Consider the following 22,391-nt stretch of genomic DNA (forward strand, 5'->3'; position numbering starts at 1 on the left):
TTTAAACTAAAAATATTAGTATTTTATCCCATTCTATTTTGGAGTAAAAAGAAATGGTTTAAAAACTGTTGGAAGGTTTGAGTGCTGTAGAATAAGGTAACTGATGCGCAATGTTGTAGTTTTCCTGATAATGCTGCAGCTCTAAAAAGAAACGCTCTGCTTCTGCCTCATGGTTTTTAAGCGGGCTGAAGTTGGCTATAAAACTGGGGTTTTTAAATGCGATTTGATAAAAATAGCCACCATTATGGTTATCGAACATTTCGGTTACCCGGCTGATATTTTCCCATCCCGAGAAATATTCGGTGCGGCGGTATAATAATGAAGTGCTTTTTAATCTAAAACGGATTCCATTTTCATCGATATGCACCTTGCTGCGTACAAAAATCTGTGTTTTGGTAATCCACAGCATAATCAGCGCCATGGTAATAATTGATAGCGATACCAGCATCAATGTCGAAAATTCGGATAACGACTGTGGTAAACTGAACAGGCAATAAACCAACAAGGAAATAAAAAATATAGGAATGCCAACCATCGCAATTAACAAAACACTGTTTTTGTGGTATTTTAATTTGTAGGGATGCATGATTAAAATTTTTGGTAAAGTTAATCCCTAATGCACCCTTCTGAAATACTTACTAATCGGTATTTTTGGGTTTAAAAGCTCATTTTCCTTCCCATTCTTTATAAAACTGATCTAAATACAGCAACATAAAATTGTGCCTTTCGGTTGCAATGGTTTTGCCCGATGGGGTATTCATCATATCCTTTAGCAAGAGCAGTTTTTCGTAAAAATGGTTAATGGTTGGTGCGGTGGTATTTTTGTAGCTCTCTTTGGTAAGGTGTACTTCTGGTGGGATAGCTGGATCGTAGAGCAGCCTGTTTTTAAAGCCGCCATAGGTAAAAGCCCTGGCAATACCAATTGCACCAATAGCATCTAATCGGTCGGCATCCTGAACAATCTGCATTTCTTTTGAAGTAAAAGCTCCTGTATCGAAACTGTTTTTGAAGGACATGTGCTGAATAATCTGCTTCACATGTGCAATTACTTCCTCATCAACCGAAATGGATTGTAAAAAGGACGCAGCCATATTAGGCCCCAATTCTTCGTCGCCATTATTAAATTTAGGATCGGCAATATCATGAAGCAATGCTGCAAATGCAACAACCAGTTCATGGCCATTTTCCTGCTCGTTAATGGTAATTGCAGTTTTAAAAACACGTTCTATATGAAACCAATCATGGCCTGCTTCGGCATGCGCTAAGGTTTTCTTTACAAAATCGATGGTTTTCTGAATCTGGTTATGCATGGTGCTAAATTTTTCCAAAGGTATTGGAATTATTTACCGCGCAAAAGAAATGATATCAACAGTGATTTACGGTTTAGCTCGCGGCTGCAGTTCTGTTCTCATCATCAGCAATGATTTTGATCAGGTCATTGTGGTTAAGGGTTAATAGGTGCGAAACCTCAACTTCTAAAATTGCTGCAATCTGAAATAAGCGGTCGATAGTTAATTTACTATAGCCCAACTCAATTTTACTATAAGCATTTTGAGATATTTTTAATTTTGCCGCAAGGTAATCTTGAGTATAGTCTCTGTATTCTCTAATTTTTCTAATATTCCCGGCAACATTCTTTGTCTTTAAAGCCAATACATCTTCCATAAAAAAAGGGATAAGTTTTTTACTGTTTGCTCATACTTACGGAAATTTTATTCCCATAGTTTTTAAAAAATTACATTTTAGCACTATTAGGAATTATGAATAGTAGAGAAACCGACACTTTAATAGAACAAAGAAACCATCTAAATGTTTCTTATTTGACTTTTCTTATTGAAAATCAGTTATTTGGAAAGGTTTCGGTTTTTGGCTGCCCGATAAAATATACTGTGGCATGGGTGGTTTAAGGAGCTTGGCACCCTTAAGGTTGGAGAGTAAAGTTTGGATGCTAAGGATTAATATAATCCCCAGTCATCTTCAAACTCATCTTTTTCGAAATATTTAACCCATTCGATAAACAACAGGCGGAATTTTTCTATTTCATCTAAAACGATGTCTTTATATTCAGGCGTGCAGATTTCGAACATATCCGCTGCCCTTACCTGGGTTTCCAGCTCGCGGCAATTGGTACGGATAATAGAAGCATTTTCCATCCGTAGGATATACATATCTGCACCTTCGGCGCCAACAATTTTTGGACAGAGCATTAAAGCGTTCTGCATAATTAAATTGGCGGTCATTTCTGCCATTTCGCCTTCTAGTGTTTCGCAGAATAGCGCTGCATATTTATATACGGCCCTAGCCTGGTTGTACAGGTTTTTAGCCCTGAACACTTTAAGCCTTACCTTTTCGGCATCATCAGACGATAAATTTTCTTCATCCTCATCATCTCGGCCAAATCGGCTAAAATGCTCCCATTCGGGCATATGATCCATGTCATCGAATTCCATATTTTTCAAAATTGTTTACGTTATGGAACGTAAGAGCGTGTAATATATTAATTTTCAAGCAAAAACACTAGGCCTCTGTTAGCGGAGCCCGGCGCGAACCGTCGTATAATTCGTATTCCAATAAACGGCAGTCTAATTTACCATTATAAAATTCAATTTTTTTGGCAGCTTTTAAACCTATTTTCTTGGCAAGATCGGGATTTCCGGTAAAAATATAACCAGAGTAGCCTTTGCATTTGGTTTTCATAAAATCGCCCATGCGTTTATAGGTAAATTCCAACTTGCTGTGAACGCCCAGGCGCTCGCCATATTCTGGATTAAAAACAACTACTCCTTTACCATCTTCAGGTACCGGGCTAAGTTCAAAATCGCATACTTCAAATTCGATCAGCGTATCTACACCAGCGGTTTTGGCATTTCTACGGGTTACATCAACTGCATCTTCCGAAAGATCGGTAGCAACAATCTTAATATCGATATTTTTGATTACCTGATCTTTTAAGATCCGCCTTTCGGCAAAGAAAACCTCTTCGTTATAGCCGAGAACGTGCATAAAGCCATAGTTCATCCGGTATAGGCCGGGCGCACGGTTGGTGGCAATAAGTGCTGCTTCAATTGCTAAAGTACCAGAACCGCACATTGGGTTGATGAAAGGAGATTTTTTATCCCAGTTGGTAGCATATATTACACCCGATGCCAAAGCCTCGAGCATTGGTGCTTTGCCCGGAATTTTACGGTAACCGTGTTTGGCCAAGGTTTCGCCTGATGTATCCATAAAAACATCTGCCTCTGCATCTTTCCAGTATAAATGAACCACCGCTTTGTTTACATCGGAGCCAGAATTAGGACGGATGCCTTTTTTTTCTTTCATCCGGTCAACAATGGCATCTTTTACTTTTAAGTTGGCAAATAACGGTGTGGTAATATTTGGGTTATCCACATTTGAGGTAACGGAAAAATAACCCGAAAAATCGATCAGTTCTTCCCATTCTATAGCTTTAATTTCATTGTATAAATCATCGGGCGTTGCCGCCTTAAAACTTTTTATTGCATATAAGATCTGACTGGCACAGCGCAAGTTCAAATTCAGCTTAATACACTCTGTAAGGGTGATATTGAGCTCAACACCGGTGGCGAAAGCCCTTTCGATTGTGTAGCCCAATGCTTTAACTTCCTCTTGTAAATAAGGCGAAAGGCGTTTGTTGCAGGTAATAATTACCTTGCTTTTATTGTGGAAAACTTGCATCATAATATATGCGAAGTTATCAATAAAATTATAGAGATTTGGCTTTTATACGTACATTATTAGTATTAGTTATGGAAATTAAAGGAAAAGTACACGAAGTAGGTGCCACACAACAAGTAAGTGAAACGTTTAAAAAACGTGATTTAATAATAGAATACGCAGAAAATCCAACATACCCAGAATATATCCGTTTTGAGGCTTTGCAAGATAAAACTGCATTATTAGATACATTTAAAGCAGGCGATGAAGTAGAAGTTTTCTTTAATTTACGCGGTCGCCCTTGGACAGATAAAACAGGTAAAACATCATATTTTAACAGTTTGGTAATTTGGCGTATCAATGCCGTTGCTGCAGGTGCTGCTCCAGCTGCGCCAGCATATGCTGCTCCGGTTGATGTGAGCAATGCGCCAGGTGAAGATGATGATCTGCCTTTCTAAATAAAGAATCTTTTTTAAGCAAACAATTTTGAACGATGCCGGAATTTTATTCCGGCATTTTTTTTGGCTGTTAAAATATGTTAAAAACAACCACTTAGCCTAGCTATTCAGTATTTTTGATTTGTTAAAATCTAAAAACATCCAGCTGTTTTTCAGTTAGAGGCAGTATGAATCAATGAAGAAAAGAAGTTTTTGGTTAATTACCGTTTTAATGACGGTTGCACTGGTTGGCGTGTTTGTAATGCAGCTGTATTACATCATGGAATCGTACAAACTAAAATCTCAGCTTTTTGATGAACAGGTAAACCAAACCTTATCTACGGTGGTGAATAAAATCCAACGGAGAAATGTTGCCGACCACCTCAATAAAAAGGATGCCGAAAATAGGTTAAGACAGGTACAGGATTCGAGGCAGCGTGCGCTTGATATTAAAGACTTAAGGCAACAATATGCCCAAGAGGCCGATTTAAGGCAGGCCGAACGCGAAAACCAGATAGAGAACTACCTTAACCAACAAGACAGTATCATCAGGGCATCTTACCGGGCACCCAACGTAATTACCGAAAAGGAATTTGTTTCCCTATCATCAAGAGGGGGAGAGCGGCTCGATATGCAGGTAGATGCATTTATCGATATCAGGAGCCTTGTGCTAAAAGGCTATAGCATGCGTACCAAACCTTATGCGCCGGCACCCAAAACGTTTGAATTTAAAAGTTTACAGAGCTTGCCCGATACCCTAAGGTATCTGGTTTACGATCCTGCTAATGCTAAACCGCTAACAGTTAGTGTACCAAAAATTTCAGATGACCTGGAGAAAAAATTTAAACGTGAGGATGAAATCGCAAAAAAGAAACTGGAGCTGAAAATTTTATCGTTGGGTAAGGATACTTTTTCGTATACAAGGTTAAGCGTGGTCGAAGCCGTATCTAAAGAGCTACAGGAAGTCAACGTGCCAATTTATAAACGCATTAACTTTAATTCGTTGGGCAGTTTACTCAGACAGGAGCTTTTGGCCAATAACATTACACTCGAACCGGCCTACCGGGTTTCGCTGGCTAAAAAAGATTCGATTATTTTTATGACGGCCTCCAACGCTAAAGGAGAGTTTCTGCCCGAAAATACCTATAAAACCCCATTGTTCGGCAACGACCTGTTTCGCGATCCGGGAATGCTATTTGTAAGCTTCCCGAATAAAAATTCGGCCATCATTTCTAACCTTAGCGCAACCCTGGCTTCATCTGCAGGTTTATTGCTGGTACTTGTTTTTATCTTTTCTTATACGCTTTATGCCATTTTAAAGCAAAAGAAAATATCGGAGATGAAAACAGATTTTATCAACAACATGACCCACGAATTTAAGACCCCTGTGGCAACCATTATGATTGCCAGTGAGGCCTTAAAAGATCCGGAGGTTACCGAAGACAAATCGAGGTTAAAACGCCTGGCGGGAATAATTTACGATGAAAACGTTCGCTTGGGCAGTCATATAGAGCGTGTTTTAAGCATTGCCCGCCTGGAAAAAGGCGAACTTAAAATGGAAAACACTGAAGTGGATATGAACGATTTAATTATGATCGTTTTAGATAGTATGGAGCTGCAGCTGCAGAAAAGAAATGCGGTGATAACGGTAAACACCGATGCCGAAAATGCAGTTGTTTTTGGCGATGAGCTGCATTTATCCAACGTGCTTTACAACCTGATTGACAACGCAAATAAATACAGCAGCGATGCACCCGAAATAACCATTACCACACGCAATACGAACAAGAATTTGATTATAGAAATTGCGGATAAGGGAATCGGGATGACCAAAGACCAGGCGAAAAGAATTTTCGATCAGTTTTACAGGGTGCCCACCGGTAACCTGCACGATGTGAAAGGTTTTGGCCTGGGCTTAAACTATGTACAGGATATTATTAAAAAGCTAAACGGTACTGTTAAGGTAAGTAGCGAAAAAGATAAAGGAACCACGTTCGAAATATCTTTACCTTTATAAAACAACTAACCATCGGTACAAAAGCTTGCTTTATCGATACATTAAAATTTAAGGGCATTTAATTTGTTAATATAGTAGCATATTATTTAATCTACGGTATAAATTAAACCCTTATGCAGATTCAGAATCAAACTTTCAGTGTAGGTAACGCTACATATGTGAATAAAATCAAGAAAATGAAGAAAATACTTCTGGTAGAAGACGATCCAAACTTAGGTTTATTATTACAGGATTATTTACAGTTAAAAGGTAAATTCGATGTGGTATTGTGTACAGATGGGGATGAAGGATTGAAAGCCTTTAACAAACAAAGTTTCGATCTGTGTATCCTGGATGTAATGATGCCTAAAAAGGACGGATTTACGCTGGGAAAAGATATTAGAAAAACCAATGCACAGGTGCCAATTATTTTTGCCACGGCTAAAACCATGCTGGAGGATAAGGCCGCGGCATACGATCTGGGTGGCGACGATTACATTACCAAACCTTTCCGTATTGAAGAGCTATTGTTGCGCATAAACGCGATGTTTAAACGCATTGCAAATAAAACCGAAAGCAATGATGAATCTGCAGAAACCCAGTTTTCTATCGGCCAGTACCATTTTGATTATACCACACAGATTATCACCAATAACGATGCACAGCAAAAGCTATCTACCAAAGAGGCAGAACTGTTGCGTTTATTGTGCTTAAAGAAAAATACTGTCCTAACCCGAGAAGAAGCTTTACTGAGTATCTGGCACGACGACAACTACTTTAACGGCAGGAGCATGGATGTATTTTTAAGTAAACTGCGCAAGTATTTAAGGGCCGATCCAGCTGTCGAAATTATAAACGTACACGGAAAAGGGTATAAGCTTTTGGTAAACTAATATATCGGTCAAATGTTGTAAAGTTGGAATGTTCTGGCCACTGAACCAAATTAACCTTCTAGCTTTTCTAGCCCCAATTTGTATATCTCTCCACTGCGGTCGAGATAACGTGTAGGATTAAATATATAGGTTCTCTTTGATAGCAGGGATTATATTTCTTTCCTGAGCAAGTTTAAAAAGCGTATCAATAGCCCTGCGGCCTTCTTCGCCAAGGTTAATGCTGTACTTGTTTACATATAGCTCAATGTGTTTGTACATTACACTTTCTTCCATGGCCTGGGCGTGCTGGCGGATAAAATCAATACTCGATTTGGGATGCGCAAAAGCGTACTCAACAGATTGCCTGATTAAGCGGTTAACCTTTAGCTGTATTTCGCGGTCTAAGCTGCGGTTAATTACAATTCCACCAAGCGGAATGGCACAGCCGGTCAGTTTTTCCCAGTAATCGCCAAGATCAACAATTTTATTCAGGCCTTTATCCTGATAGGTAAATCTGTTTTCGTGGATAATCAGTCCTAAATCAATCTTGTCTTCCAGTAAAGCCGATTCGATTTCTGAAAAAACCAGTTCTTGCTTGTTCTGAAGTTCTGGATAGGCAATGCCCAATAAAAAATTTGCTGTAGTATATTTGCCCGGTATACCCACTTTAAGCCCGGAGTTCGGAGTTTGAAGCAGGGCTGCTTCGCCGTTAAAATCTTTTTTGCTGATCAATAACGGACCAACGCCAAAGCCAAGGGCGCTGCCAGCATCCAATAAAGCGTATTGGTTGGCAACGTAGGCAAAAGCATGAAAACTTAATTTGGTAATGTTCAGCTCGCCCCTCATTGCCTTTTGGTTCAGGGTTTCAACATCATCATACGAAACTTCAAATTCAAGACCCTCGGTATCAATTTTATGGTGGATCAGTGCGTCGAAAATAAAAGTATCGTTTGGGCAGGGCGAAAAGCCAAGTGTAAGTTTCATGGGTCAAAATTAATTACTGTAGCAGATTAATTGGTCATAATCAGTTCATTTCTCCAATAAAGCCAATGGCCCAATCGTTCAGGTTTTTAATAGATAACCCAATTTTCCAGTTGTCCCTGTTGCGTGGCTCAACGTAGTTAGATACGCTTCTGATCTGTAGGCAATCAATATTCAACTGTTTACAGGCATAAAATACGGCAGCACCTTCCATGCTTTCGGTTACAGGGCTAAATCTATCCATCAATTTTTTTATGCTTTTTTCGCTACCTGTTACGCAGTTAACGGTTATGCCTTTTGCCAGTGGCAGGCCAACCCTTCGCTGTGTTCTGGAGGTGTAATGGTTTTCGCCGAAGCCTAAATCGGCAATGCTTAAAAACTCATCTCTGTTTTCGGTACCTAATTCGGCAAAAGTATCTTCGGTAATATTCAATACCGTTCCAAGTTCGATATTCCGGTCGAAACAGCCTGCTATTCCTAAATTAACAACCAGATCGTATTTGTGCGAAAGGTGTTTGCCCAGTGCAAAAGCTGTGGCTACCATGCCTACTCCAGTAATCAGTAAATCGAAATTTTTACTTTCCACAAAATCGCCTTCAGTAAGGCTAAAATGCTGATAAAGGAAGGATAACTCGGCTTTTGTAGCGGCAACAACTAAAGTTTTCATTGTGTAAATTTAAGTCTTTGTTTCGATAAACTTTGGTTTCTTTAAGCTTTGGTCTTTAGGCTTAATGCTTTATCAGTATATTTGCGCTTTATTTTATAGTAATGATTTACATAACAAGAAAAGCATCATTTAATGCAGCACACAAGCTGGCCCGTACCGATTGGGATGATGATAAAAATAGTGAGGTTTATGGCAAATGCGCAAATCCGAACTGGCATGGGCATAACTATTGGCTGTACGTTACCGTTAAGGGTGAAGTTAATCCAGAAACCGGCTTTTTGGTAGATTTGAAGTGGTTGAAAGATGTAATGAACAATTATGTTGTAGATAAGGTTGACCATAAAAACTTAAATCTGGATGTAGATTTCATGAAAGGAAAACTGGCTTCGACTGAAAACCTGGCCATAGAAATCTGGAAACAGTTATGGGCACCTATTGCAGAAAGCGGTGCAGTTTTACATTGCGTAAAAATTTACGAAACCGAAAACAACTACGTTGAATACTTTGGCTAAAAACCTAAATTAATGAGCGAAAAAGACATATTAAAAGGCGAATCTAGAGACGGCTATGTAAAAATAGACCGTTATAATGATGATAAAATAGATGCTGTAGCTACACATTACAAAGATATTCTGGGCCAATTGGGCGAAGACCCTGAGCGTGAGGGACTGTTAAAAACACCAGAACGTGTGGCCAAAGCGCTCCAATATTTAACACATGGCTACGATTTAAAACCTGATGAAATTCTAAGATCGGCAATGTTTGAAGAAGATTACAGCCAAATGGTTGTAGTTAAGGATATTGAGGTTTATTCGATGTGCGAACACCATATGCTGCCATTTTTCGGTAAAGCACATATTGCTTACATTCCAAACGGGCATATTGTAGGCTTAAGTAAAATACCAAGGGTAGTTGATGCTTTTGCGCGCCGTTTACAGGTACAGGAGCGTTTAACCAACGAAATAAGAGATTGTATCCAAAATACCCTGAGCCCAATGGGCGTGGCTGTGGTAATGGAGTGCAGGCACCTGTGTATGGCCATGCGTGGCGTGCAGAAACAGAATTCTGTAACCACAACCTCGGCATTTACAGGCACGTTTTTAAGTAACGATAAAACAAGAGCAGAGTTTTTACGGTTAATTACAGCAAGTCTGGATTAACCCCCCCGCCCCATTAAGGGGGTGTGGTTTAACAACATATTAACTAGATATTTAATTTCCCCTTTAGGGGACCAAGGGGTATGAGAGCATATATTTTTCCCGGACAGGGAGCACAGTTTGTAGGTATGGGCAAGGATCTTTACGAAAACCCAAAAGCTGCAGCATTATTTGAAAAAGCAAATGAAATTATCGGTTTCCGCATTAGCGATATCATGTTCGGCGGAACGGATGAAGAACTAAAACAGACCAATGTAACCCAACCTGCAATTTTTTTGCATTCGGTTATTTTAGCAAAGGTATTGGGCGATGATTTTAAACCGGATATGGTTGCTGGTCACTCTCTGGGCGAATTTTCTGCACTGGTTGCCGCAAATGCATTGAGCTTTGAAGACGGATTAAAACTGGTTATTGCACGTGCAAATGCCATGCAAAAAGCCTGCGAAGCACAACCATCAACAATGGCCGCCATATTAGGATTGGCAGATGAGGTGGTAGAACAGGTATGTGCCGAAATTGATGCCGTAGTGGTACCTGCTAATTACAACTGCCCTGGGCAATTGGTAATTTCGGGCAGCATAGAAGGAATTGACCTGGCCTGTGCCAAGTTAACCGAAGCTGGCGCAAAAAGAGCCTTAAAATTAAATGTTGGCGGGGCTTTCCACTCTCCGTTAATGGAACCGGCAAAAATAGAACTGCAGGCTGCTATAGAAGCAGTTGATATTGCTGCGCCAATTTGCCCGGTTTACCAAAATGTTGATGCTAAGCCATATACCGATCCGGCTGAAATTAAAATCAATTTGATTAAACAATTAACAGGTGCTGTACGTTGGACACAGACAGTAAGCAATATGCTTGCTGATGGTGCTACCGAATTTGTTGAGGTTGGGCCTGGAAATGTGTTACAGGGACTGGTTAAGAAAGTGAGCCGCGAAGTACAAACAAGTAGTGCTGCAATAGCTTAATCCTATTCATATAATATATTTGCCAACGCCATAAACTAAGCTGTTTATGGCGTTGTTTTTTATCAATATTTAATATCTTTAAACACAGGCTGAATCACCAAAAATTAATGGTTTAGGTTTCGGCTACACTTAAACATAAGCACCGGAATAAAATGAGCTTTGGCGTAAAAATAAGATTTCTATTGCTCGTTTTGGGCTGCTGCCTTATTGCAACATCTATTTCCTTAAGCCGTTTTACCACCAAAAGAGAGCTTTTGGATCAGGATGCCAGGCAGATCCAGGAAAACCTATGGCAAAAAGAGAAACTGGTAGAAAATTTTCTTTCTGATAAGCAGCTGGTGGCCCGTGCAAAACGTTTCCACCTCGATCCTAAAACGGCCATCGATTTTATACAGACCTACCGCAAAAACAGTGGCATAAACTTATTAACCTACGAAAACAACCAGCTTAAATTTTGGAGTACTTATAAAGTCTCCGAAATTGATCCGACAACGATAAAGGAAGGCAGTTCGGTGCTGTTTTTTTATAACGGATGGTACGAGGTAATTAAAAGTAAACAGGGAACGTTCGATCTGATTTTCATGATTTCGATCCAGTCTCAGTACCCTTTTAAGGAAACAGAATATTTTAAGAACGAAATCGATCCGCTGCTTTCTAACTCTAAAATATTAACGTTTGCATCTTTTACCGATAAGGATGTATACACCATCAAGAGTATTGATAACAAATTTTTATTCGGATTAAAGGTTAAACCGGGCTATGTAGATACCTATTACTCGAGTACACAGCTTTGGTTTTTTATTGCCGGCATGTTGTGTATCTGCATGTTTTTTAATTCGTTGAGCTCGCTTATTGCCCGGCGCGGACACATTGCCGCCGGAACGTTTTTATTGCTGTTTTTCTTTTTAACCTTTAGGCTAACCGATTTATATTATGGTTGGTTTAACCACCGCTTTACCTTAGATCTATTTGATCCAAAAATATATGCAGATAGTTTTCTTATGCCATCGCTCGGCGATTTTCTGCTTAATGTAATTGTGCTAACCTGGCTGTTGCTGTTTATGTACAACCATAAGGAGCAGTACAAGTTTCCCGAATGGATTAAGCGGAGTAAAGTATTAGGTTTACTGATACAGGCAGGGCTGATGGTTTTGATTGGAAGGATAGTTTGGGATACCGACGATATTTTTTTCGGGCTTATATTTAACTCCAAAATTAATTTCGACATTGTAAATATCCTTAAGCTAAGCGGTACCAGCTGGGTAGGGATTGTAATTTTATGCCTCGCCTGGTTTCAGATTTACCTCATCACCATTGTTTCGGCAACCGTAAGCGGCCAGCTAAATGTAACCAATAAAGAGCGCGTAATTATTTTCCTTATTGGTTTTGCGGGTGTATTTGTATACAAGCTATATTTAGATTTTAATGCCTTTTTTATCGTTTTTGCGCTGGTGCTCTACATCGTTGCACGCGCTGTTTATTTAAAAGAACGCAATTTCACTATCGGTATGTTTGCCATTGTGTTCTTTTGCCTGGCATTTAATACTTCTATAAAATATACACGCTATAAAGATATTAAAGAACGCAGCCTTCGCGAGCCTCTTGCCCGTAAGATACAATCGTCAGAAGATCTGAATGCAATTATAGCGCTCGGAAACCTGGGCAACGAGATTGTAAAAGACGAGTTTCTTGCCCGCTACTTTAACCAGAGCGGAACAGCCAATTATGCGGTGCTTAAAAATCACCTTAAAGATTACCTAGATGGATATTTGAGTAAATACGATTATCAGATTTATCCATACAATAGGCTGGGCGCAACCATGGGCAATAACAACAGTCCGCCGCTCAATAAGTATAAAAACCTGGTAGAGGCTGGTTCTGTAAAAATTGATGGATCCAATTTTTTCTATCAGGTAAACAATACTTTCGGTTATCAGGATTATTTTGGGATTATTTCGGTTGTGGATAAGGGCAATTTACTGGGAACGCTCATTATCGAACTCCGCTCTAAACCTTACAATTACAATAACCGTTTACCCGATCTTTTGGGCGATCAGAAGCTGGCGAAGGATGAAGACTTTAAAGGGTATTCCATTGCATTTTACAACAATGATAAATTGCTCAACCAATCCGGAAACTACACCTATCCTTTAGATGGAAGTGTTTTTAAAGGTAAAAAGGACGATTTTATTACCAGTAGTGATGATAGCCTGCATTACAGTCATTTAATCTACAAGCCATCTGATAGTAAAATGGTTATTATCAGTAAGCAAAAGGTTGATTATGTTGAGCGTTTAGCCGCATTATCTTTCTTCTTTCTGGTATTTATTATTTTCAGCTTGGTGCTGTATGGGCTCATCTGGCTGATTAAGAACCTTGATGATGATAAAGTGGGCTGGTTCAGCATTAACCGCTCATTAATGATCAATGCAAATAAGATATTATATAAAACCAGGATACAGGTCTCCATTGTACTATCGGTAGTGGCCACCTTGGTTATTGTAGGCTGGGTAACCTATTATTATATGAACAATGAATATAGGGGGCAGCAGGATGCAATACTGAAAGATAAGATCAGAAAAGTTCAGCAGAATTTCGAAAAGCAGGTTTTTAATAATGGCATTATCTCCAACGATGAAAATGCAGTCGCCGATTTTAACAACTTTGCCGATATTAACAATGCCGATTTAAACCTCTACGATCTGGATGGTAACCTGATAATGACTACCTACCCAAAACTGTACAACTATAAAATTGTGGGCAGAAAAATGGGGCCGTTGGCTTATGCTTCCTTACATAGTTTACACCGCTCGGAGTATATTAACTTAGAAGAAAAAATTGGCAAGCTTACCTATGGTGCGGCCTATGCGCCAATTAGAAATGCACAGAATAAAACGATCGCCTATATTGGGCTGCCAAATTATTCGAACGAAGAAGAGTATACCGATAAAATTGCCCTTTTTGTAAGTAACCTGATCAATATTTATGCGCTGGTTTTCGTGGCTATTGGTGTATTGGCTGTGTTTTTGGCCAATCAGATTACCAATCCGCTAACATTTATCCAGGAGAGCATCAGTAGAACGAAAATTGGACAGCGGAACGAGCCTATTGTGTGGCGCCGGCATGATGAAATCGGTTCTCTGATTAAGGAATATAACCATATGATTGCTGCCCTGGAAGATAGTGCGCTTAAACTGGCGCGATCAGAACGGGAAAGCGCCTGGCGCGAAATGGCCAAGCAGGTGGCCCATGAAATTAAAAACCCGTTAACACCTTTAAAACTTGGTGTTCAGCTGTTGGAGAAATCGTGGAAAGAAAAAGATCCTAACTTTGAGCTTAAGTTTAATAAATTCAGCAAATCGTTTATTGAACAGATTGATAGTCTTTCGAAAATCGCATCCGAATTCTCCAATTTTGCCAAAATGCCCGATACCAACCTGGAGCGGCTTTCTTTATTGCCGATTATTGAACAGGCCAGGGAAGTATTTAAAAGTACGGGCAATGTAACCATTGATGTGCTGGATAAGAGCGACCGTGATATTAAGGTTATGGCTGATCATGATCAACTGCTCAGAACCTTTAATAACCTGCTCAAAAACGCTATTGAGGCGATAGACGAAGAAAGTTTGTGCTGCATCAGTATTATTGTTTATGTGGATAACCAGAATGCCTATATCGAAATTAAAGATAACGGGAAGGGTATACCGGCCACACTGCACGATAAGATATTTGTACCCAATTTTACCACCAAAACCTCGGGCACAGGTTTAGGGCTTGCCTTTGTAAAACAGGCCGTAGAAAATGCCGGGGGTTCTGTTAAGTTTACCTCAATAACAGGCTTGGGAACAACATTTTATTTAAGTTTTCCTTTGGCTTAGTTAGGGTTAAACAGCAAGAAAAGCGTGGGTTTTTTATCTCAGCTCTACCTGAGCTTTGCCCATGGTATTGCCATCGGCGTATAAGATTACGGTATAAATACCTTTAATAAAAGGTTTGGGATTGGCCCAGTCGATAACATAAGTACTGTCGTCGTTATTGTAATTGATAAAGATAGAGTGGCTATATTGCATATCCTGTCCATCGGCCTCAAAATGGTTGCCCTCATCAGCAAGTAAGTTGCCTGCCGGATCGAATACCCTTAAATAGATGTTATGGTGTCCTTTTTCTGCTAACTGGTTTGGAACAATGTTAAAACGGACACTGAGTTTTTCAGCTGTTGATGACTTGGTTACTTCAACTTTTTTACCGCTTGATTTTGTTCTGAAGGCTATAATTTCGGCCGATTGAAGTTTGAGTACCGCTGCCGTTTTAACCTTTGCACTGAGGTTGCTGTTTTCGTTTTCCAGGTTGGAAGCCTTACTGCTGATGCTCCTGAGTGTATTTTCGAGGCTATCGCGGCTGTTCTTTAAAAAAATATTGTCTTTTTGCAGTTGAATAATCTGTTCATTATAATTTTTAACAAATGTTTTCAGCTCATTGATCTGCGCATTTGCTTTATCCAGCTCGCCTTGGGTAATCTGGTTTTTTTCTAGGGCCAGTTTAAGTTCATCAATTTTTTTGCGGGCCAGTTTCTGCTCATCAACAAGTTTCTCGTTTAAGTCTAAATTCAGGGCATTAACCTTATCCAGCTCAACTTCAATTTTTTCTACCTCTAGGCGTAACTTGTCTTTTTCAGTACTTACCGTCACAAAACGCTCACTTTGCTGTCGGTCTTTGAAAAACAAATAAGCATTAGTGCCGATTAAAGCCGCTATAACAATTACCAGGAAGTAAATCTTGTTTCTATCGCCTTTATTAATTTTTTGTGGTTCCATTTTTAATAACGCTGTATCTTCTTTAAATTAATATACTTTTGTTCTCCATAGGTAAATGGGTGTACACAATTAATTTTAGTAGGTCGCAAATTAAAATTTTTAATAAACTTATAAGAGTTTTTAAAAAAAATCGTTTACTTGCTAATGTTCATTTGTATTCAAATTAACACAAACACACAACCTGAATAAAAAATAAGACAGAAATAATGCTTAAAAACTTCCTATACGCACTTTTATCTTTAACTGTAATACCTTATATATTAAATGCACAACCATTATCAAAAATTGCACCAAAAAGGGAGTTTAGGGGCGTTTGGGTTGCAACGGTTACCAATATCGATTGGCCGTCAAGGCCAGGTTTGACCGTTGATCAGCAAAAACAGGAGCTTATCGGAATTTTAGAGCGCCACAAGAGCCAGGGCTTGAATGCCATAATTCTGCAGGTTAGGCCTGCGGCCGATGCATTTTATGCAAAATCGAGAGAACCGTGGAGCCAATGGTTAATGGGCAAGCAAGGGCTGGCTCCGGCGGCAGGTTACGATCCGTTGGCTTTTGCCATTAAAGAGGCCCACTTTAGGGGAATGGAGCTACATGCCTGGTTTAACCCCTATAGGGCCAGTATGAGCAGCACGGCAGTACTGAGTGAAGACCATGCTTACCGCAAACATCCCGATTGGTTTTTTACCTATGGGGGGAAAAAACAGTTCGATCCCGGCATTCCTGATGTTAGGGAGTACATTGTGCAGGTAATTTTAGATGTAGTAAAAGGATATGATATAGATGGAATCCATTTCGACGATTACTTTTATCCTTACAAAGTAGAAGGCCAAACCATTAACGATGGCAATACCTTCTATAAATACCCAAACAATTTTTCGGATATCAAGGATTGGAGGCGCAATAATGTCGACCTGTTGATTAAGCAGCTCGATGATAGTATCCATCATTACAAAAAATGGGTGAAATTTGGGATTAGCCCCTTCGGTATCTGGAAAAATAAGTACGAAGATCCAGAAGGCTCAGCTACCAGTGGTTTATCTAATTATGCAGAGCTTTTTGCCGATAGCCGTAAATGGGTAAGAGAAGGATGGGTAGATTATATCAATCCCCAAATTTATTTTACGTTTACCCGGAAAGTAGCCCCATACGGCGTTTTGGTTGATTGGTGGAGCAATAATACCTTCGGAAGGCATGTTTATATTGGCCAGGGCGCTTATCTGGTTAATTCGAGGGCTGAGGCTGCCTGGAAAAATCTGGGCGAAATTCCAAACCAGATCAGGTATATCAGGGATAATAGCCGTATTCAGGGGAGCGTTTTCTTTAGTTCTAAATCTTTAAGTACTGTGGCTAAAGCCGTGGGAGATTCGTTAAAGAATGATTTTTACAAATATCCTGCATTGCCTCCGCAAATGCCATGGTTGGATGAAGTACCGCCAAATGAGCCGCATGCCTTAACAGCCGATGCGCTAAAAGATGGTGTGCATTTAAAATGGCAGCTGCCGTTAAAGGCAAAAGATGGCGAAACCGCATCGGGCTTTGTAATTTACCGGTTTAACGAAGGCGAAAAGATTTCGGTACTCGACCCCAAGAATATTATTAAGATCAGTTTTGAAGATTATCTTTCTTTTATTGATACCGGGGTAGAAAGTGGCAAACGTTACAGCTATCTGGTAACGGCTTTGGATAGGCTTAAGAATGAAAGTGAACCAAGTGGCCCTGTTGGCGTAGAAATTCCGTTAGCAAAAGAGTAAGGGCTTATTCGCTTCTTTTATTGGTCGATTCTCTTTCCACCACAGCCGGATCGAGTACAATATGCTCCATATCGGCGTAAGGATTATCTTGACTGATCATTTTAAGGAACATTTTGGCGCATTCTTTACCCATTTGCGGTGCATGCTGATCAATGGTTGATAAATTCGGTGTAATGTAGGCCGAAAAGGCTTCGTTGGCAAAACCGATTACCCCAACTTCGGGCGGGGTTTCATCTACTTCTTTAAGTTTTTTGATTACCCCCAGCGCGGTAAAATCATCACCTGCAATTATAGCATCGGGTTTGTTTCTGCTCCGCATTAGCCTACCGGCGCCAAACCGCCCGTCTTTAATGGATAGGCCGCCGAAAATAATGTGATCTTCTATTACGGGAAAGCCATTATCCTTAAGTGCAGCTTTATAGCCCTCCAAACGGTCGTTAAAGATTTTAATCTGATGTATGGTGGTTACAAAAGCTATTTTTTTATAACCCCGGTCTATCAAATGTTGGGTGGCCATGTAACCTGCCTTGAAATCATCAAGGGTTATGGTGGGCACTTTTAAATCTGCATTTACCCTATCAAACAAGATTAAAGGTTTATTTTGCTTGGTTATTTCTGCAAAATGTGCAATATCTACTGTTTCTAACGACATGGAGGCCATTATTCCATCCACCTGCGCCTCTAATAACGTTTTTACGCCATTTATTTCATTCTCTACCGATTCGTTTGATTGATAAATAATTACCCTGTAGCCGCTGTCTTTTAGGCCATCTTCAATACAATGTATAATAGAAGCAAAAAAATGCGCCTGTACGCTAGGCACAATCACACCGATAATGTGCGTTTTGCCCGATTTTAAGGCCGAAGCCAGGCGGTTTGGGCTATAGTTTAGTTTTCTGGCCATATCTTCTACAGCCTTCCTTGTTGTATCGCTTATTGCAGGGAAGCCACTGAGTGCCCTCGAAACTGTAGATACCGTAATATTCAGTTCCTTGGCTATATCGTATATGGTAGTTTTTTTGCTCAATTTAAAAATTGGAAGTCTATTTTATTCTTTAGTATAAATGTACTAAACCTTAATAATAATGTTCTTCTTATACATAAAATATAATAATACATAAAAGCCGAGCACATAGGTGATGGCCCAAACCAATGAAGCATTGATAGGGCTAAAGAAAGGGGTGTAACAGGTTTCGTAAAACCTCACCAGCAATCCGGTTTTGGTGCCGTCTGGCTTGGTCAGCTGGATCAGGTTCAAAACTCGCGGCATTAAGCCGGCCAAAAAGAAAACAGTAATGGCATTTACGCCATATACCACAAAAGGGGTGGTAAACTTTTTGTAGCCCTGTACATCAATTATCCAATAACACAGCGCCAGCCCTATTGAGGCTAAGCCTCCGGCGTAAAGTACGTAAGAACTTGTCCACAAAGCCTTGTTAATCGGGAACTGTAAATCCCAAAGCAGACCTAAAATAACCGCAGTAATGCCTGTAGTAAAAAGCCAGGCTACTTTGGTGGGGTTGTCTACATCTTTTCTGCGCATCCAAACACCCACTAAAATCCCAAACAAACAGGTGCCTATGGCTGGTAAAGTGCTTAAAATCCCCTCCGGGTCCCAAGTTTTGGATGATGCCCAGGTGTGCGCCTCCGTTAAAATTCCACGGTCTATCCATGCGGCTAGGTTGGTTTCTTTTTCGAGGTTGGGGTAACCAACGCCGGGTACCGGAACGAAAGTCATTAAAGCCCAGTAAACCGCTAAAATTAAAATGAGTGCTTTGAAGATTGTTTTATTAGAAACCTTAATGAAAATGATGCTGCTGATGATGAAAACAATACCTATCCGTTGCAGAACACCCAAAAGCCTTACGGTTTGAAAAGCTTCCCAGATGGATCTATGGTCAATAATAGCGCTGATGATTTTACCGAAAATGGCCAAAAAGAAACCCAATAAATAAAGGATAACACCCCGTTTAATGGCTTTGACAATGGTTTTTTGATGTGTGGCTGGATCTGCTTTGCTGCTGCTCATGGCAAAGGCAATAGATACGCCTACAATCCATAAAAAAAACGGGAAAATGAGGTCGGTAGGTGTGCAGCCATTCCATTCGGCATGTTCTAAAGGTGTGTAAATATGCCCCCAGCTACCTGGATTGTTTACTAAAATCATTGCGGCCACGGTTAACCCCCTAAAAAAATCGAGAGAAAGTAATCGTTGTTTAGTTTCGGTCATGGTTAGTTGGTTTGGGATTAAGCTAACTAATTTAAACTATTGTTTTTAGAATGAGAAATTTGCTTACGAAGTTTAGTGTTGGGGGCAGGCGCGTGGTAACTTCGTAAGTTTCTGGAGAAGGCCGCTCTCCGTTCAATCATTTGTTTTCAACCTTATGGTGGGCAATAAATTCAGTCAGATTGCCAAACCATTCCAGTACTTCTTTTTTGTTAACTGATGTTGGTTCATTAGCTAAGTAAGCCCTAAAAGAAGAATATTTATAATCTTCCATCTTGCTTACTAGTCCTGATAACAAGGGGTTTTGATGGATGTAGGTAATGAGTTTGGTAAAATAGGGATCTGATTCGGCCTTTTTTACTTTATATCTTCCCTGAAATAAACCTCCAACCCTATTATAAGTTATATTTATTGCCTTTACATAAGAAATGAACATGTTTTTGATTCCTTTTTCAAAATTTAACTGATCATTTACCCTAATAAAAAAGTGAAAATGGTTAGGCATTAAACAATAAGCAAAGAGATCTATGTGTGGAGAAACATATTTTTTGAACTGCTTAAGGAAGAAAATATAGTTTCTATCTTCAAAAAAGATTTTACCCTTATTGTTTCCTCTGTTATAAACGTGGTAGCAGCAGCCTTCCTCTATTTTCATATCTTCAATAGCTTGAATAATATTAGGGGATGAATAATTGAATGGGAAGTTAAGAATTTATTTTGAGTGCGTGTTTAAAACGCTGCAGAATTTTGGTTGATAGGCATCGAGGGATATCGCTTTCAAGTATCAATGTATTTTGGTAAAGACCTGCGAAGTCTTACCCGGCTTATGGCCTTTAAGACTTCGCAGGGAAAAAAAATTAATCTTCAAATTTCCAGCGTACAAAAGCTTCCATCGCTTCGTATTCTGCAAGCCCTAGCTCATCATAAGCTTTGGCTGTATCGCGGTTACGGTCTTCAGCGCGTTGCCAGAATTCTCTTGAGTCATCGCCAGGGAAAACCGCTCTGTCTTTTTGGCTCTGGTGTTTGAAAATTGCATATTTCTTGCGTTCTAACTCCTGAGGAGAAATTGGAACCGCCATTTCAATTTCGTAGGTTTCGAACTCGTGCCATGCACCACGGTACATCCATAACCAGCAATCTTTAGCCCAAGCTTCAGTTTTGCGCAGGCGTTTTAGTGCTTCTAAAATAATATTGAAACAAACAATGTGCGTGCCGTGAGGATCTTCGAAATCGCCTGCAGCATAAACCTGTTGAGGTTTTACCTGCTGTAAAAGCTCGATAGTAAGCTCAATATCAGCATCGGTTACCGGGTTTTTCTTTACTTTACCACTTTCGTAAAATGGAAGCGCCTGAAAATGGATATGGTCATCTTCTAACCCACAGTATCTTGCTCCCGCAATGGCTTCACCTTTTCTGATTAGGCCTTTAACCGTCTGTATCTCTGGTGTATCAATCTGGTTTGGCTTTTTCTGCTCAATAAAGGCCCTCATTTTGTTGTAAAGTTCCTTTAGATGCGAATTGTCCATGCCCATTTTTTCGGTAAAATCTACGTTGAATTCCACGAAACGAAGCGCATCATCATCCCAAACGGCAGTATTGCCCGAGGTTTGATAAGCTACATGTACATCGTGTTTCTGATCAACCAGGCGCAAAAATGTACCGCCCATCGAAATTACATCATCATCAGGGTGCGGCGAGAAGATAATAACCCTTTTCTTCGCCGGCTCAGCCCTTTCCGGACGTTGAGAATCGTCGGCATTTGGTTTACCACCTGGCCAGCCTGTAATAGTATGCTGTAATTTGTTAAAAATATGGATGTTGATGTTGTATACCGGCCCTTTTTCGGTAGCCAATTGAGCCATACCGTTGTTGTTGTAATCGTCTTCGGTTAGCTTTAAAATTGGCTTTTTCAATGTATTGGCCAACCAGATTACAGCTTTGCGGATCAATACATCGGTCCAAACACAGTCTTTAACCAGCCAAGGCGTGTCAAAACGGGTCAGTTCTGAAGCGGCAGGTGCATCAAGTATAAATTCTACATGATCAGATAACTGAAGGTAAGTTGCCGGAACATCGCCCGAAATTTCGCCTTCTACTGCTTTTTTAATAATTGAAGCTTTTTTACGGCTCCAAGCCATTAATATAATTTCTCTTGCTTTGAAAATAGTACCAATACCCATGGTAATGGCCTTGGTTGGTACGAATGATTTTCCACCGAAATCGCGTGCAGCATCACGGCGGGTAAGGTCATCAAGCGTAACCAAACGTGTTCCTGAATTTGGTGCAGAACCCGGCTCGTTAAAACCGATGTGACCGGTACGGCCAATACCCAGGATCTGGATATCAAGACCACCAAGATCGCCGATCTTCTTTTCGTATTCCAAACAGAAAGCCGGAATGTCCTCTAGCGCAAGCGTGCCATCAGGAATGTGAACGTTCTTTTTATCGATGTCGATATGATCGAAAAGGTTTTCGTTCATAAACGTAACATAACTTTGTGCTGCAGTTGGCTGCATTGGATAATACTCATCCAGGTTAAAAGTAATTACGTTTTTAAAACTTAAACCCTCTTCTTTATGCAGTCTTACCAGTTCGGCATAAACTGCAATTGGGGTAACACCTGTTGCTAAGCCCAGTACTGCAGGTGTGTTGTTTGCTTGTTTTGATTTAATGAGCTCGGCAATGCGGTGTGCTACATTAATTGAAGCAATTTTTGGATTTTCGAACACGCTTACGGGTAATTTCTCGAAACGTGTCTCCTCCAGTAGATTTAATCTAGCCATTTTTTTTATATGGATTTTAATGTACGGAGCAGTAAATATAGAGAGTTATGCCCAATTTTTAACAAA

Annotated in this window: 20 protein-coding genes; 8 read left to right on the forward strand and 12 right to left on the reverse strand. The window is 40.0% G+C overall.

The features are described from left to right. Positions 1-58: 58 nt before the first annotated feature. The 5 genes from ACS5PU_RS09585 to ACS5PU_RS09605 form a co-directional block, all read right to left on the reverse strand. On the reverse strand, positions 59-586 hold the full coding sequence (locus ACS5PU_RS09585; RefSeq protein WP_439459066.1) for a hypothetical protein: 528 nt from the start codon (positions 584-586) through the stop codon (positions 59-61). Between the two features lie 79 nt (positions 587-665). Beyond that, positions 666-1,310, reverse strand: coding sequence for an HD domain-containing protein (locus ACS5PU_RS09590; RefSeq protein ID WP_439459067.1), 645 nt, complete (start codon positions 1,308-1,310; stop codon positions 666-668). Between the two features lie 73 nt (positions 1,311-1,383). Next, positions 1,384-1,665, reverse strand: a complete 282-nt coding sequence (locus ACS5PU_RS09595) for a helix-turn-helix domain-containing protein (protein ID WP_029274217.1) — start codon at positions 1,663-1,665, stop codon at positions 1,384-1,386. Between the two features lie 290 nt (positions 1,666-1,955). Continuing rightward, positions 1,956-2,450, reverse strand: a complete 495-nt coding sequence (locus ACS5PU_RS09600) for a hypothetical protein (protein WP_439459068.1) — start codon at positions 2,448-2,450, stop codon at positions 1,956-1,958. Between the two features lie 67 nt (positions 2,451-2,517). After that, a complete protein-coding gene (locus ACS5PU_RS09605) occupies positions 2,518-3,696 on the reverse strand; it encodes a THUMP domain-containing class I SAM-dependent RNA methyltransferase (protein ID WP_439459305.1) in 1,179 nt (392 codons plus the stop codon). A gap of 71 nt (positions 3,697-3,767) precedes the next feature. Here ACS5PU_RS09605 and ACS5PU_RS09610 point away from each other — a divergent pair, with 71 nt between their 5' ends. From ACS5PU_RS09610 to ACS5PU_RS09620, 3 genes are all read left to right on the forward strand, one after another. Further along, positions 3,768-4,133, forward strand: a complete 366-nt coding sequence (locus tag ACS5PU_RS09610) for a DUF3127 domain-containing protein (protein WP_439459069.1) — start codon at positions 3,768-3,770, stop codon at positions 4,131-4,133. Between the two features lie 175 nt (positions 4,134-4,308). Further along, positions 4,309-6,129 carry a sensor histidine kinase gene (locus ACS5PU_RS09615; RefSeq protein WP_439459070.1) on the forward strand — a complete coding sequence of 607 codons (1,821 nt, stop codon included), beginning with the start codon at positions 4,309-4,311 and terminating at the stop codon, positions 6,127-6,129. A 176-nt stretch (positions 6,130-6,305) separates the two neighbouring features. Then, a complete protein-coding gene (locus ACS5PU_RS09620; protein WP_439459306.1) occupies positions 6,306-7,001 on the forward strand; it encodes a response regulator transcription factor in 696 nt (231 codons plus the stop codon). A 117-nt stretch (positions 7,002-7,118) separates the two neighbouring features. Here the strand turns inward: ACS5PU_RS09620 and ACS5PU_RS09625 are convergent, their stop codons facing one another. Both ACS5PU_RS09625 and mqnB read right to left on the reverse strand, forming a co-directional pair. Beyond that, positions 7,119-7,964, reverse strand: coding sequence for a menaquinone biosynthesis family protein (locus tag ACS5PU_RS09625; protein ID WP_439459071.1), 846 nt, complete (start codon positions 7,962-7,964; stop codon positions 7,119-7,121). A 40-nt stretch (positions 7,965-8,004) separates the two neighbouring features. Continuing rightward, positions 8,005-8,628 carry a futalosine hydrolase gene (gene mqnB, locus ACS5PU_RS09630; protein WP_439459072.1) on the reverse strand — a complete coding sequence of 208 codons (624 nt, stop codon included), beginning with the start codon at positions 8,626-8,628 and terminating at the stop codon, positions 8,005-8,007. Positions 8,629-8,729: 101 nt separating this feature from the next. Between mqnB and ACS5PU_RS09635 the strand changes: the two genes are divergently transcribed. The 4 genes from ACS5PU_RS09635 (at position 8,730) to ACS5PU_RS09650 (ending at position 14,628) form a co-directional block, all read left to right on the forward strand. Next, positions 8,730-9,140 carry a 6-pyruvoyl trahydropterin synthase family protein gene (locus tag ACS5PU_RS09635; protein ID WP_439459073.1) on the forward strand — a complete coding sequence of 137 codons (411 nt, stop codon included), beginning with the start codon at positions 8,730-8,732 and terminating at the stop codon, positions 9,138-9,140. 12 nt (positions 9,141-9,152) lie between these two features. Continuing rightward, entirely contained in the window at positions 9,153-9,788 is a 636-nt protein-coding gene (folE, locus tag ACS5PU_RS09640) for a GTP cyclohydrolase I FolE (RefSeq protein WP_439459074.1), read from the forward strand. 80 nt (positions 9,789-9,868) lie between these two features. Beyond that, positions 9,869-10,750: an ACP S-malonyltransferase gene (gene fabD / locus ACS5PU_RS09645; protein ID WP_439459075.1), complete on the forward strand. Its 882-nt coding sequence runs from the start codon at positions 9,869-9,871 to the stop codon at positions 10,748-10,750. Positions 10,751-10,902: 152 nt separating this feature from the next. After that, a complete protein-coding gene (locus ACS5PU_RS09650; protein WP_439459076.1) occupies positions 10,903-14,628 on the forward strand; it encodes an ATP-binding protein in 3,726 nt (1,241 codons plus the stop codon). Between the two features lie 33 nt (positions 14,629-14,661). Here ACS5PU_RS09650 and ACS5PU_RS09655 read toward each other — a convergent pair whose 3' ends face one another. Continuing rightward, a complete protein-coding gene (locus ACS5PU_RS09655) occupies positions 14,662-15,564 on the reverse strand; it encodes a hypothetical protein (protein WP_439459077.1) in 903 nt (300 codons plus the stop codon). A 206-nt stretch (positions 15,565-15,770) separates the two neighbouring features. On the opposite strand from ACS5PU_RS09655, the gene ACS5PU_RS09660 reads away from it, so the two are divergent. Beyond that, positions 15,771-17,315 carry a glycoside hydrolase family 10 protein gene (locus ACS5PU_RS09660; RefSeq protein WP_439459078.1) on the forward strand — a complete coding sequence of 515 codons (1,545 nt, stop codon included), beginning with the start codon at positions 15,771-15,773 and terminating at the stop codon, positions 17,313-17,315. A gap of 4 nt (positions 17,316-17,319) precedes the next feature. Here the strand turns inward: ACS5PU_RS09660 and ACS5PU_RS09665 are convergent, their stop codons facing one another. From ACS5PU_RS09665 to nagB, 4 genes are all read right to left on the reverse strand, one after another. Continuing rightward, on the reverse strand, positions 17,320-18,342 hold the full coding sequence (locus tag ACS5PU_RS09665; RefSeq protein ID WP_439459079.1) for a LacI family DNA-binding transcriptional regulator: 1,023 nt from the start codon (positions 18,340-18,342) through the stop codon (positions 17,320-17,322). Between the two features lie 42 nt (positions 18,343-18,384). Continuing rightward, positions 18,385-19,545 (reverse strand): acyltransferase family protein, encoded by a 1,161-nt coding sequence (locus ACS5PU_RS09670; protein WP_439459080.1) that lies wholly within the window; start codon positions 19,543-19,545, stop codon positions 18,385-18,387. Between the two features lie 136 nt (positions 19,546-19,681). Next, entirely contained in the window at positions 19,682-20,197 is a 516-nt protein-coding gene (locus ACS5PU_RS09675) for a transposase (protein WP_439459081.1), read from the reverse strand. A gap of 202 nt (positions 20,198-20,399) precedes the next feature. Further along, a complete protein-coding gene (nagB, locus tag ACS5PU_RS09680; RefSeq protein WP_439459082.1) occupies positions 20,400-22,325 on the reverse strand; it encodes a glucosamine-6-phosphate deaminase in 1,926 nt (641 codons plus the stop codon). Positions 22,326-22,391: the final 66 nt, after the last annotated feature.

It is taken from the genome of Pedobacter sp. GSP4, assembly GCF_051857575.1.
In the GTDB taxonomy this organism is placed as follows: domain Bacteria; phylum Bacteroidota; class Bacteroidia; order Sphingobacteriales; family Sphingobacteriaceae; genus Pedobacter.

Bases quoted from the DNA above. Each gene is read 5' to 3' on its own strand.
- ACS5PU_RS09615 (WP_439459070.1), top strand. From the start codon at position 4,309: ATGAAGAAAAGAAGTTTTTGGTTAATTACCGTTTTAATGACGGTTGCA.
- ACS5PU_RS09675 (WP_439459081.1), bottom strand. From the start codon at position 20,197: ATGAAAATAGAGGAAGGCTGCTGCTACCACGTTTATAACAGAGGAAAC.
- ACS5PU_RS09610 (WP_439459069.1), top strand. From the start codon at position 3,768: ATGGAAATTAAAGGAAAAGTACACGAAGTAGGTGCCACACAACAAGTA.
- ACS5PU_RS09635 (WP_439459073.1), top strand. From the start codon at position 8,730: ATGATTTACATAACAAGAAAAGCATCATTTAATGCAGCACACAAGCTG.
- nagB (WP_439459082.1), bottom strand. From the start codon at position 22,325: ATGGCTAGATTAAATCTACTGGAGGAGACACGTTTCGAGAAATTACCC.
- ACS5PU_RS09605 (WP_439459305.1), bottom strand. From the start codon at position 3,696: ATGCAAGTTTTCCACAATAAAAGCAAGGTAATTATTACCTGCAACAAA.
- ACS5PU_RS09625 (WP_439459071.1), bottom strand. From the start codon at position 7,964: ATGAAACTTACACTTGGCTTTTCGCCCTGCCCAAACGATACTTTTATT.
- ACS5PU_RS09595 (WP_029274217.1), bottom strand. From the start codon at position 1,665: ATGGAAGATGTATTGGCTTTAAAGACAAAGAATGTTGCCGGGAATATT.
- ACS5PU_RS09655 (WP_439459077.1), bottom strand. From the start codon at position 15,564: ATGGAACCACAAAAAATTAATAAAGGCGATAGAAACAAGATTTACTTC.
- ACS5PU_RS09590 (WP_439459067.1), bottom strand. From the start codon at position 1,310: ATGCATAACCAGATTCAGAAAACCATCGATTTTGTAAAGAAAACCTTA.
- ACS5PU_RS09670 (WP_439459080.1), bottom strand. From the start codon at position 19,545: ATGACCGAAACTAAACAACGATTACTTTCTCTCGATTTTTTTAGGGGG.
- mqnB (WP_439459072.1), bottom strand. From the start codon at position 8,628: ATGAAAACTTTAGTTGTTGCCGCTACAAAAGCCGAGTTATCCTTCCTT.
- ACS5PU_RS09660 (WP_439459078.1), top strand. From the start codon at position 15,771: ATGCTTAAAAACTTCCTATACGCACTTTTATCTTTAACTGTAATACCT.
- ACS5PU_RS09620 (WP_439459306.1), top strand. From the start codon at position 6,306: ATGAAGAAAATACTTCTGGTAGAAGACGATCCAAACTTAGGTTTATTA.
- folE (WP_439459074.1), top strand. From the start codon at position 9,153: ATGAGCGAAAAAGACATATTAAAAGGCGAATCTAGAGACGGCTATGTA.
- ACS5PU_RS09585 (WP_439459066.1), bottom strand. From the start codon at position 586: ATGCATCCCTACAAATTAAAATACCACAAAAACAGTGTTTTGTTAATT.
- fabD (WP_439459075.1), top strand. From the start codon at position 9,869: ATGAGAGCATATATTTTTCCCGGACAGGGAGCACAGTTTGTAGGTATG.
- ACS5PU_RS09650 (WP_439459076.1), top strand. From the start codon at position 10,903: ATGAGCTTTGGCGTAAAAATAAGATTTCTATTGCTCGTTTTGGGCTGC.
- ACS5PU_RS09600 (WP_439459068.1), bottom strand. From the start codon at position 2,450: ATGGAATTCGATGACATGGATCATATGCCCGAATGGGAGCATTTTAGC.